Annotated in this window: 2 protein-coding genes and 1 pseudogene; all 3 read right to left on the bottom strand. The window is 69.7% G+C overall.

Annotation, left to right across the window (positions count from 1 at the left end; all coding sequences use genetic code 11):
* Positions 1-69 precede the first annotated feature (69 nt).
* Positions 70-7,611, bottom strand: a pseudogene (locus tag QSK35_RS03755) (amino acid adenylation domain-containing protein); the annotation flags it as partial.
* Positions 7,612-7,670: 59 nt separating this feature from the next.
* Positions 7,671-8,951, bottom strand: a complete 1,281-nt coding sequence (locus QSK35_RS03750; RefSeq protein WP_285742217.1) for a serine hydrolase domain-containing protein — start codon at positions 8,949-8,951, stop codon at positions 7,671-7,673.
* Between the two features lie 417 nt (positions 8,952-9,368).
* Positions 9,369-10,904, bottom strand: a complete 1,536-nt coding sequence (locus QSK35_RS03745; RefSeq protein ID WP_285742215.1) for an FAD-binding oxidoreductase — start codon at positions 10,902-10,904, stop codon at positions 9,369-9,371.
* Positions 10,905-11,064 lie beyond the last annotated feature (160 nt).

Here is an 11,064-nt window from a genome sequence, read left to right as displayed (position 1 = left end):
TTCACCAGACTTCGTCGGGGGCGGCGACGATGCGCGGGAGTGGATGGGGAAGGGGCGGGGAGCGGCCCGTTACGGGGCCTGGTCCATGGCTGCGACCTGTTCCAGCTCCCGCAGGATCAGTTCCTCGACGTGGTCGGCGAGCGCGGCGACCGTCCGGGTGGACAACACGTCCCGCGGGGTCAGCTCGACCCCGAAAGTCGTGCGTACCAACGAGGTCACGTGCAGGCTGCGGATCGAGTCACCGCCCAGCCCGAAGAAGTCGTCCTCCGCGCCGACCAGCTCGACGTCCAGCGCCTCCGACCAGATGGCGGCCAGCGCCTCCTCGGTCGGCGTGCGCGGCGCCACGTAGACGGCGGCCGGTTCGAAGGACGGGATCGGCAGAGCACGCCGGTCGAGCTTTCCGTTGGGGCTCAACGGAAGCGATTCGATGGGCACGATCAGCGACGGCACCATGTACTCGGGCAACGCCGCCGCGACGGCCGAACGAGCCGCGGAGACGTCACAGTCAGCTGGAGTCACGAAGGCGTAGAGCCGATCATCCCGCGCGACCACCGCGGCACCGGAGGCGACGCGCGTCAGGGCGGCCTCGATCTCGCCGAGCTCGATCCGCAGACCGCGGATCTTCACCTGGTGGTCGGTGCGCCCGAGGTACTCGACCGAGCCATCGGCGCGCCATCGTGCCAGGTCGCCCGTCCGGTACATCCGCCCGTCCCCGAAGGGATCGGCGATGAACCGCGAGGCGGTCAGACCGGGCCGGTTCAGGTAGCCGCGCGCCAGCTGCACACCGGTCAGGTAGAGCTCGCCGGGCACACCGGGTGGCACCGGCCGCAGGTCCGCGTCGAGCACCCGCAGCCCGGTGTTCCAGACCGGCCGTCCGATCGGCACGACCACGTCGTCAGTGGTGCACGCCCACGACGTGACGTCGACCGATGCCTCGGTGGGGCCGTAGAGGTTGTGCAGCGGCACCGACGGAAGGACGAGGTACCACGCCCGGACCAGGTCCGGCGGCAGTGCCTCGCCGCTGCACAGCACCCGGCGCAGGCCCGTGCAGCCCGCAGCGGAGGGCTCGCGGAGGAACGCGCGCAGCATCGACGGTACGAAGTGGACGGTCGTGATCTGCTCGTGCTGGATCAGGTCGGCGAGGTAGGCGGCGTCACGGTGCCCCTCGGGCTTGGCCACCACCAGGGTCGCGCCGACGGCCAACGGCCAGAAGAACTCCCACACCGAGACGTCGAAGCTCGCCGGCGTCTTCTGCAGCACGCGGTCGGTGTTTCCAAGCCCATACGTATGCTGTGTCCACAGCAGCCGGTTCACGATGCCCGAGTGCGGCACGACCACGCCCTTGGGGCGGCCGGTCGAACCGGACGTGTAGATCACGTAGGCCGGGCTCGACGGATCCAGGTCGACGTCCGGTTCCGTGGCCGGGAAAGCGGAGGCGTCGTGAGGCGTGTCCACGACCAGCACCGGGGCCGCGTCCGACAGCATGAACTCGATCCGCTCGGCCGGCAGGTCCGGGTCGATCGGCAGGTACGCCGCACCGGCCTTGAGCACCGCGAGCAACGTCACGACCAGGTCGATCGACCGCGGCAGCCGCACCGCGACCACCTGTTCCGGCCCGGCGCCCAGCGAGATCAGCTTGTGCGCCAGGCGGTTCGCCCGCTCGTGCAAACGCTGGTAGGTGAGCGACTCACCCTCGAACCGCAGCGCCTCGGCGGACAGATCGCTGGGCCGCAGCAGGTCCACCAGCGTGCGGTCGGGCACCGGATGGGCGGTGTCGTTCCAGCCGACGAGCACCTGCTCGGTCTCCGCGGCGGAGAGCATCGGCACGTCGCCCACCAGCCGGGCTGACGACAGGCCGAGCAGCAACTCCCGCAGGTGCGCGGCGAGCCGGGTGGCGGTGGACTCGTCGAACAGCGCCGGGTCGTACCCGAGCAGCACGGCCAGCTCGGCGTGCGGATACACCGTGGCACTCAACGGGAAGTTCGTCGTCTCGACCGCTTCCAGCGACCGCAAAGCGAGCCCGTCCACCGGGTAGTTCTCGAACACCACGACGCTGTCGAACAGGTTCGTGCCGCCGTCGACACCGCTCCAGCCGTGCAGCCGCGTCAGCGGCAGGTGCTCGAACCGGCGCGACTCGGCCTGCGCGGCCTGCAGCCCGCGCAGCCACGGCCCCACCTCGGAATCCGGTGAGACCGGGACGCGCACGGGCAGCGTGTTGATGAAGATGCCGGTGATGGCGTCGACACCGGGCAGCTCGACCGGCCGGCCTGACACGGTCGAGCCGAAGCACACGTCGGACGAGCCGCTGTAGCGCGACAACAGCAGTGCCCAAGCGCCCTGCACCACGGTGCCGGACGTGACGCGATTGCGTCTCGCGAACGTGTAAAGCGCTTCAGAGGCGGCAGCGTCCAGCGTGATTCGCACGTGTTGTGAGGAGGACGAGGAGTGCTGGCCGGACGGCGGACGGTCGTACGGCAGGGGAGTCGGGTCGCGGAAGTCGCCGAGCACGCCGCGCCAGTGCGACTCGGCCTCGCCGTCGTCCTGCCGCTGCAACCATTCGACGTAGTCACGGAACGGCGGCCGGTCAGTTGGCCCTTCGAGCACGTCGCTGAGCACGTGGAAGACGCTCCACCCGTCGAGCAGCACGTGGTGGAACGTCCACAGCACCTGCACCTCGCGCTCGGACAGCGTTGCCAGCGTGATCCGCATCAGCGGCACCGACGAGAGGTCGAGGCCCTCGGCGCGGTCCTCGGCCAGCAGGGACTCCAGCCGGGCGCGGCGTTCCTCTTCGGACACACCGGTCCAGTCGAGCTTCCGCACCGGCAGCCGTACCCCGGAGTGCACGACCTGCACCGGAGTGGGTACGCCCTCCCACACCACGCCGCTGCGCAGGATCGGCGTCCGGTCGACGACCTCCTGCCACGACCTCGCCAGCCGGTCGGCCGAACCGTCGACCACGAAGCTGGTCTGCTGCAGGTAGGTGCCGTCGAGCGAGTGGAACACCATGCCCGCCTGCATCGGCGTCAGCGGGTAGACGTCCTCGACGACTCCCAGCGCGTCGACCTGCGCCTGGGTCAGTGCCGCGAGCGGGAAGTCCGACGGCGTGCGGCCACCGGCCGTCGGCGACGCGCAGTGGCGCACGACGTCGCGCAACGCCGTGGCCATCTCGTCGGCGAGGCGGGTGATCTCCGGCTCGGTGTGCAGCTCGGTGCTGTAGAACCAGGTCAGCTCCAGCTCGTCGCGCTCGATCCGGCCGACGACGTCGATCACGTGCGGACGCGGCGAAGCGGGACCCGCGTCGAGGTCGAGGTCGCGGTGCCCGCCGTCGAACCGGCCCAGGTAGTTGAACGCGACCGACGGCATCACCTCGGGCAGGCCCGGCTGGGTCAGGTACCGCAGCGCGCCGTACCCGATGCCCTTGCGCGGCACCGCCCGCAGCTGTTCCTTGACGGACTTGAGCGTCGCGCCCCAGCCCGCCTCAGGCAGGTCGAGGACTACCGGGAACATCGTCGTGAACCAGCCGACCGTGCGCGACAGGTCGACGCCGGCGAACAGCTCCTCGCGCCCGTGCCCCTCCAGGGCCACGGTCACCCGACGGTCGCCCGTCCAGCCGCTCAGCACACAGCCCAGCGCGGCGAGCAGCACGTCGTTGATCTGCGTCCGGTAGACCGGCGGCACGTCCCGCACCAGCGCGTCGGTGTCCGCTTTGGACAGTCGCACGGTCACCGATCGCTGCGACGCCGTGGTGCCGGTCCGCGGGGTGTCGCCGGTGATCCGCTCCCAGTACCCGCGCTCGTCGTCGAACCCGCCGGACTCCGCACTTTCCTTGAGCCGCAGCGCCCAGTCACGGAACGAGGTGGTCTTGGCGGGCAGCGGACGGCCGGAGTACGCGGTCAGCAGGTCCTCGGCGAGGATCCGCCACGAGATGCCGTCCACGACGAGGTGGTGCGCCGACAGCCGGACCGAGCGCGGGCCGACGAGCGAGTATTCGAGTTGCGAATGGCCGGTGAGCTCGTTGTGCTGCCGCCACACCAGACCGTCGCGGGTGTATCGCATGCGCAGCGCGTCGTGGTGGTCGACCAGCGAGCTCACGGCGTTGCGCAGCCGCTGCGGATCCACGTCCTCGTCGAAGTCGACGATGATCGACTGGTGGAACCGGTCCGGCTGCGGGTGGTGCTCGAAGAACCACCGCTGGATCGGCGTCAGCGGCACCTCACCGCTCACCTGGCCCTGGTCTGCCTGGCCGGTCGCGGACGTCTCGACATGCGGGGCGAGCGCCGCGATCGTCTGGTGCTGGAAGATGTCGCGCGACGTCAGCCGCAGCCCGGCGCGCCGGGTGCGGGTGACGACCTGGATGCCCAGGATCGAGTCACCACCGAGCGCGAAGAAGTTGTCCCGCACGCCGACGCGGCCGGCTCCGAGCACCTCGGCGAAGATCGTCGCCAGCACCGCCTCGACCGGCGTGCGCGGTGCCACGTAACGGACTTCGGCCGGGCGCTCCTCGGGCGGCTCGGGCAGGTCGGTGCGATCGATGGCGTCGAGCTCCACCCATGTCGTCGGGATCAGGTAGTCGGGCAGCACCTGGCTGAGCAGCCCGCGCAACGCGGCGGTGTGCAGCTCGCCCGGCACCACGTACCCGACCAGCCGGTCGCCGTGGACCACGACGTGCGCGTCCCGGACGTGCCCGGCGAGCGCGGCCTCGACGACATCGGTGTCGACGCGGAAGCCACGTACACGGGCCGCGGTGGACGCCGTGCCCGCGAACGCGGTGAGGTCGCGGTCCGGGTCGGCGACGATCGCCTCGCACAGCTCCAGCAGGTCGGCGGCCATCCGCTCGACCGTGCTCGCCTCGAACAGGTCGGTGTTGTACTCCAGCGCGAGCGTCAGCCCTTCGGCGCGCGGCCAGAAGTCCGCGACCAGGTCGAACCGGGCGGCCGGCCGGGGCAGGTCGAACTCGGCCGCGGTCAGGTCACCGAAGTCGTCGCGCCGCAACAGGGGTTGCTGCAGCGCGATCGCGGCCTGGATGAGTGGAGTGCGGCTCGGGTCGCGATCAATGTTCCCTGCCTCGACGAGCCGGTCGAACGGCACGTCGTCGTGGGCGAACGCCTCCAGCACGGTGTCGCGCACCCGGTCGAGGAACTCGGTGAACGGCGCCTCCGGGTCCAGCCAGGACCGCAGCACCAGCGTGTTGACGAAGAACCCCGCGACGCGGTGCAGCTCGGCGCGGTCACGGCCGGAGTTGACAGTGCCGATCGCGATGTCCCGCTGTCCGCTGTACCGCGCCATGATCACTTTCATGGCGGCGGTGAGCGTCATGAACAGCGTGGCGTCGTGCGCGCGGCCGACCGTCGTGAGCCGGTCGACCAGCTCCCGCGGGAACAGCGTGCGGTGTACCGCACCGGAGGTGGTGCGCAACGGCGGGCGCACGCGATCGGTGCGCAGGTCCAGGGCCTCCAGCCCGTGCAGCCGGTGCCGCCAGTACTCCAGGCTCGGTTCCGGCTGGTCCTGTTGCCACAACGCGAAGTCCGGGTACTGCAGGCCGCTCTCGGGCAACTCCTCGCCCGCGTACAGCGCGGCCAGCTCCTCGAGCAGCAGCGACACCGACCAGCCGTCGGTGACGATGTGATGCTGGTTCAGCACGAGCACGTGCTCGTCCGGTGCGAGCCGGACCAGCAGCACGCGGGTCAGCGGCCCGGTGCGCAGGTCGAACGGCGTCGCCAGCACGTCCGTGAGTTCGGCCTCGCCGACCACTCTGAGCCGCAGGTCGGCTGTCGGCGCGATGACCTGCATGTCGTCGTGCACCGTGGTGCGCAGCGCGTCGTGCCGGCCGGCGAGCGCGGTGAGAGCCGTCTGCAGCCGGTCGACGTCGAGCGGGCCGGTCAGCCGCACACCGACGGCCGTGTTGTTGTCGATGCCCTCGGCCTGCTGGAACCGCTTCTGGGTGGGAGACAGCGGAACCGGCTGTCCGGTGTGGACTCGCGGGATCGCGTCGGCCGGGCGTTCGGGCAGCACTGCCGCCAGCTCCGCCACCGTCCGGTGGTCGAAGATCGCCCGCAACGGCAGGCCGAGCGTGGATAGCGCTTTCACGGCCAAAACCGAATCGCCGCCGAGGCGGAAGAAGTCGTCGTCGGCGCCGATCGTGGCGATGCCGAGCACTTCGGACCACGCCGCCGCGACGGTCCGTTCCGCGGCCGTACGCGGTGCGACGTAGCCGGGCGTCTCGGTGCCGACGACCGGGGCGGGCAGTGCCTTGCGGTCCAGCTTCCCGTTGGGGCTCAACGGGAAGGCCTCCAGCGCCACGAACGCCGCGGGCACCATGTAGTCGGGCAGCCGGCCCGCCACCAGCTCCCGCAGCTCGGCCGCGGTGGCGTCGCCGACGAAGTAAGCGACGAGCCGCTTGAGCCCCTGTTCCTCGCGAGCGATCACGACCGCCTCGCGGACCGCCGGATGCGTCCGCAGCACGGTCTCGATCTCGCCGAGCTCGATGCGGAACCCGCGGATCTTGACCTGGTGGTCCGCGCGTCCGACGAACTCGATCACGCCGTCGGCGCCACGCCGCACCACGTCACCGGTCCGGTACATCCGGCCGGGCGCGAACGGGTTGGCCAGGAACCGTTGCGCGGTCAGGCCGGGCCGGTCGAGGTACCCGCGGGCGAGCCCGACCCCGGCGACGTACAGCTCACCCGCGGTGCCGTCCGGCACGGGCCGCAGGTCGTCGTCGAGGATGTGGGTGACGATGCCGCGAATGGCCTTGCCGATCGGCGGGGTGCCGCCGGGGACGAGCGGCTCGCTCCACGTCGAGACCACGGTGGACTCGGTCGGCCCGTAGGCGTTGATCATCCGGCGGCCGGGCGCCCACTGCGCGACCAGTTCGGCCGTGCAGGCGTCGCCGCCGACGATCAACGTCCGGAAGTCGGGCAGCGGTACGTCCGGGACGGTCGCCATCGCGACCGGCGGGATCAGCGCGTGCGTGATCCGGTTGTCCCGCAACACCTCGGCGAGCTGGTCGCCGAGCAGCGGCCCCTCCGGCGGCACGACCATTGCGGCCCCCGCGGGCCAGGCCATGCAGAGCTCCAGCACCGAGGCGTCGAAGCTGGGGGACGAGAACTCGAGCACCCGGTCACCCGGCCGGACCTGGAAGTGCTCGATCTCGGCCGCGGAGAAGTTGGCCAGTCCCGTGTGCTGCACGACGACGCCCTTGGGCCGTCCAGTCGAGCCGGACGTGTAGATCACGTAGGCACTGTTGTCCGGCGTGACGTCCGTGACCGGGTCGGTGTCCGGGCAGCCACTCGCGTCCACCGGGCCGTCCAGCACCAGCAGCGGCGCGGCGTCGGTGAGCATGAACTCGATCCGCTCCGCGGGGTAGGCCGGGTCGATCGGGAGGTACGCCGCACCGGCCTTCAGCACCGCCAGCTGCGCGACGAGGATCTCGACGGACCGTGGCAGCCGCAGTGCGATGACCCGTTCCGGGCCCGCCCCTCGCGCGACCAGCCAATGCGCGAGCCGGTTGGCCCGCGCGTTCAGCTCGGCGTAGGTGAGCGTTTCGTCGGCTGACACGATCGCGGTGGCGTTCGGTGTCCGGTCGACCTGGGCGCGAAACAGTTCATGGAGCATCATCGGACGCGAGAGCCTTTCGGGGGGACAAGGCGGTTTGAGAAACGGGGGGAGGGTCAGGCGGCGACGTGCCGGCGGGCGAGCCTGCCGCCTACCTGCAGCCATCCGATTTCGTAATTGCTCGAATCCCGGATGAAGCGCCCGCTCTGGTTGGTCTCTCCCGTGTCGACGTCCCTCATGGCGAACATCAAACCGTCGTAGAGGGTGAGCTCGGCGAACGGCTCGCCGTCGACGACGAGACGCAGTGGTGCTTCATGACCGGGGATGACTGAATACTCCGTGTCGCCGTTGTAGAAACGTCCGGTGAATTCCGGCGCGGATTCTAGGGGTTTGCCCAGTTGACGCAGCGGGTCATAGTCACCTATACCCGCTTCTCGGGCGAACTCACGCCACATCGCGAATCCGGTGCTGCCGTTTGTTGTGAGCGCAACAACAGTTCCGGACTCCGGGTGCACGCGCAGATGACATGAGGTTCCGTCGCCGGTGCCGTCATGTCCGAACCATCCGTCGTCGTACAACGCGACGCCCAGGCCCCAGGCGTCGGCCATTCCGAACGGCTCGGCGCCGGCGACCGGCAGGCGCATCTCCTTGAGCTCGGCGGTGCCGATCAGCTCCGGGCCCCGCCCGGCGAGCAGTTCGCCGAGCAGCGCCAGGTCGGTCGCGCTGGCCGCGATCGCGCCCGCGGGGGCGTCCACGAGCGTGAGGGACTGCTGCACCGGGACGATGCGCCCACGCGCCGGGTTTACCGCGTGGCCGGGCACCGAAACATGTCCGCCGCCGGGCGCCACCACGAAGTGCGGACGCACTCCCAGTGGCTGCAGCAGAATCGACGACATGGCCTCCCACCAGCTCATACCGGTCACGACCTCGATGAGGTGCCCGGCCAGGGAGTAGCCGATGTTGGAGTAGGAGAACCCGTCACCCGGCTCGTGCATCGGGCGCACCCGGCGGCAGCAGTCGAGCACGTGCTTGCGCAGCGTCGTGGCGCGCACCTCATCCGGTTCCGACGGCAGGCCACCGGTGTGGCTGAGCAGGTGCCGCGCGGTGAGCCGGTCGCTCAGCCCGCCCGCCTCGGGCAGGTACTCGGCGAGCGGCTCGTCGAGGTCGAGGTCGCCGTCGGACGCCAGGATCATGGCGAGCGAGGCGGTGAACGTCTTGCTGATCGACCCCACGGGAACGCGTGCCTCACGCGACATCGGCAGGCCGCCGGCGTGCACCTGTTCCCCGAACTCGAATGCTTCCGTGGTGCCCTGCCGGTGAACCACGAGTTGCGCACCGGGAATGAGGTGATGTCTGGCAAGCTTTTCGAGCAAATGAGACAAGTTGGCGTGTTCCATCGTTCCTCGCTGACCTTTGCTGGAAGCCCTGAAGGATCAACTCGTTAGACCGTTCAGCCTCGGTCGTACGTTGTCAAATACATGTCACCGACCGGGACCGCCGAATGGAGCATGCGTGTGCATTTCCCCAATTGGGACGCTAGACGGGCTTTCGATGTCACAGGCTGTTCATCGGGGTGGCCCTCCGGTTCACCCAATCAGACGCGTTTGGACCGAAACGTACCGTATTAGCCCAAAATTTCTAGGTAGTTCATGGGAACATGTTTGAGCAAGCTTCACATACACCGAGTAGTCATCCGCTACACGCTGTAAAGAAATCTTTTCCGATCTCGTGAAACTTACGATATTTCATGAGGCCGATGCGAGTATGAGGCACCTGAAGGCCTCGCATTGGAACTGATCAAAACAGCGAGTCGTTCATCCGACGAGCACGCCGGGATTGAGCACATTGTGCGGATCCAGCGCCCGTTTCGCGGCGGACAGGGCGAGCGCGAACGGCTCCGGCCGCTGCCGGTCGTACCAGGGCCGGTGGTCCCGCCCGACCGCGTGGTGATGGGTGATCGTGCTGCCCGCGGTGGCGATCGCCTCCGAGACCGCGGCCTTGATCTCGTCCCACTGCGCGACCAGGCTGCCCCACCGTCCCGGCGCGTAGACGCCGAAGTAGGGCGCCGGACCGTCCGGATAGACGTGGGTGAAGCGGCACGTGACCAGTCCGGCGCCGCACACCTCGCGCACGGCGTCGGTCGCCGCCTCGGTCACGGCGGCATGCAGCCGGTCGAAACCGTCCCAGGTGCACGCCGTCTCGAACGTCTCCGTGATCATGCCGTGCTGTGCCATTGCGTCACGTTGGTAGGGCATGCGGAGGAACGACGATCGCCACGCCGCGCTCGTGTCCTCCACTGTGGACTCACCGCCGTGGTCGCGGCACAGTTCGAGCGCGCGTTGGAGCGCCGAGTCCACCGGGTGGTCGGCGGACTCGAACGCGAGCACGAGGACCGCGGTGCCGGTTCCCGCGTTGAGGAACGCCTCGGCGGGGTCGAGCAGCCGGCAGTTGGCCGGGTACAAACCGGACTGTGCGACGGCCCGCGTGGCCGCGACCGCTTCCGGCCAGCCGGCGAACCGCACCGATGCCTTGGCCCGGTGGCCCGGTGGCCGCTGCAGGCGCACCCACGCCTCCGTGATCACGCCGAGGGTGCCCTCGGAGCCGAGGAACATGCGGTCGGGCGAGGGGCCCGCGCCGGAGCCGGGCAGCCGCCGCGACTCGCTGACCCCGGCGGGTGTGACGACGCGCAGTGATTCGGTCAGGTCGTCGATGTGGGTGTAGAGCGTGGCGAAGTGACCGCCCGCGCGGGTGGCCAGCCAGCCCCCGAGTGTGGAGAACTCGAACGACTGGGGGAAATGCCGCAACGTGAGTCCGTGCGGCTTCAGTTGCTGTTCCAAGTGTGGTCCGAAAACGCCCGCCTGAATGCGCGCCGCGCGGCTCACCGGGTCGACCTCGAGGACGCGGTCGAGCGCGCCCAGGTCGAGCGTGACGACCGGGCCGGCCAGCCCGCGCGGCTCGACGCCGCCGACCACGCTGGAGCCGCCGCCGAAGGGGATGACCGCGATGCCCTCGTGCCCGCACCAGTCGAGCACGTCCACGACGTCCTGCTCGGTGCGCGGCCGGGCGACGAGGTCGGGCACGTCGGACACCTGTCCGGCGAGATTGCGCGCCACGTCGCGGAACGCCTTGCCGCGGGCGTGCGCGAGCCGGTCGACCGGGTCGGCCGAGCAGTGGTCGAAGCGCGGCGCGATCCGGCTCCGCGGGACCGGAAGCGTCGCTGGATCGGGTGGTTCGTGGAGGGCGAGATCGGCGTCCGGCAGCACCGCCCGGACCCGTTCGACCAGCTTGGCGCGCTCCCGCGCGCCCACCGCGTCCTCGACGTGACCCCAGCCCCACCACGACCGCGTCATGAGAAGACCTTATGTTATGGAGTCGGCGTATTCGCCGCCTGCGAGGTGAGACGTGTATGGACGTTCACATTCTCAGGCGCGTATGTTTGAACTCGGAGTGCGGGCAAATGCCAAATGAGATTATTTTCTGGTGAATTCCCTACATTTTCTAAGCGGCGGG

This window comes from Lentzea sp. NBRC 105346 (genome assembly GCF_030269605.1).
Classification (GTDB): domain Bacteria; phylum Actinomycetota; class Actinomycetes; order Mycobacteriales; family Pseudonocardiaceae; genus Lentzea.
Note: the sequence above shows the minus strand (reverse complement) of the source record. Positions and strands in the feature narration are given on the sequence as shown.